Below are 1217 nucleotides of genomic sequence, written 5' to 3'. Positions count from 1 at the left end.
TCGGTCACTTAGGAGTATTTAGCCTTGGGAGATGGTCCTCCCGTCTTCCCACCGGGTTGCCTATCCTGTGGTACTCTGGATCCCACTCGGTATTTAAAGCTTTCGCCTACAGGGCTTTCACCTTCTTTGGCCTGCCTTCCCAGGTCTGTTCGGCTTCGCTTTTTATACCTTCTTGTGGTCCTAAACCCCCGGCACTCAATTAGAACTGCTATTTCTCTATTTTTGCTTTTTTAACAATTCTAATTGAGTGCCGGGTTTGGGCTCCTTCCTTTTCGCTCGCCACTACTCAGGAAATCGACTTTTTCTTTCTTTTCCTCGCGCTACTTAGATGTTTCAGTTCACGCGGTGTCCCTTCCTCATGGCTATGTGTTCACCATGGGATGCTTAAGTATTACCTTAAGCGGGTTTCCCCATTCGGAGATCTCCGGATCTGCGTCTGCTTGCGACTCCCCGGAGCGTTTCGCCGCTTGCTGCGTCCTTCTTCGGCTCTAAGTGCCTGGGCATCCACCATACGCCCTTTCTAACTTGACCTATTGTTTCCTCGTTTTTTCTTCGTTACCCATATTTGCATTGTGCAGTTTTCAAGGTTCACTTATCATGGTGGGCTTAGATGGACTCGAACCATCGACCTCACGCTTATCAGGCGTGCGCTCTGACCACCTGAGCTATAAGCCCATGGTGGAGATGAGGAGATTCGAACTCCTGACCCCCTGCTTGCAAGGCAGGTGCTCTCCCAACTGAGCTACACCCCCATGACCATGTTGAGGGCTTAAACCCTCAAAACTGAACAGTGAGATATCGTATTTATTTTATCGCTCACATAGGCTCCGTGTTCTATGTGTCTTCGATTCTTTTCGCTCGTTTCGCTAACGGCACTTAACGACGTCCTGTCGTAGTGCCTCTCGCGTGGTCCTTCACGCTCGCACGCTTCACTCGCTTCATTCATCGGACACATTTACGAACACTCCGCTATATGTTCGCTCTTAAAATAAATACTCTTTCTTTTCTTTATTGTAGGATTGCTCCTTAGAAAGGAGGTGATCCAGCCGCACCTTCCGATACGGCTACCTTGTTACGACTTCACCCCAATCATTTACCCCACCTTCGGCAGCTCCTTCCTTGCGGTTAGGTCACTGACTTCGGGTGTTGTAAACTCTCGTGGTGTGACGGGCGGTGTGTACAAGGCCCGGGAACGTATTCACCGCGGCATGCTGATC

2 tRNA genes and 2 rRNA genes are annotated in these 1217 nt (G+C 49.9%); all 4 read right to left on the bottom strand.

Annotation, left to right across the window (positions count from 1 at the left end):
- Positions 1 to 531, bottom strand: a 23S ribosomal RNA gene (locus HNR52_RS12235); the annotation flags it as partial.
- 67 nt (positions 532 to 598) lie between these two features.
- Positions 599 to 675: transfer RNA gene (locus tag HNR52_RS12230), tRNA-Ile, on the bottom strand.
- A gap of 1 nt (position 676) precedes the next feature.
- Positions 677 to 752: transfer RNA gene (locus tag HNR52_RS12225), tRNA-Ala, on the bottom strand.
- A gap of 278 nt (positions 753 to 1030) precedes the next feature.
- Positions 1031 to 1217, bottom strand: a 16S ribosomal RNA gene (locus tag HNR52_RS12220); the annotation flags it as partial.

It is taken from the genome of Thermoanaerobacterium thermosulfurigenes, assembly GCF_051201035.1.
Taxonomy (GTDB): Bacteria; Bacillota; Thermoanaerobacteria; order Thermoanaerobacterales; family Thermoanaerobacteraceae; genus Thermoanaerobacterium; species Thermoanaerobacterium thermosulfurigenes.
Note: the sequence above shows the minus strand (reverse complement) of the source record. Positions and strands in the feature narration are given on the sequence as shown.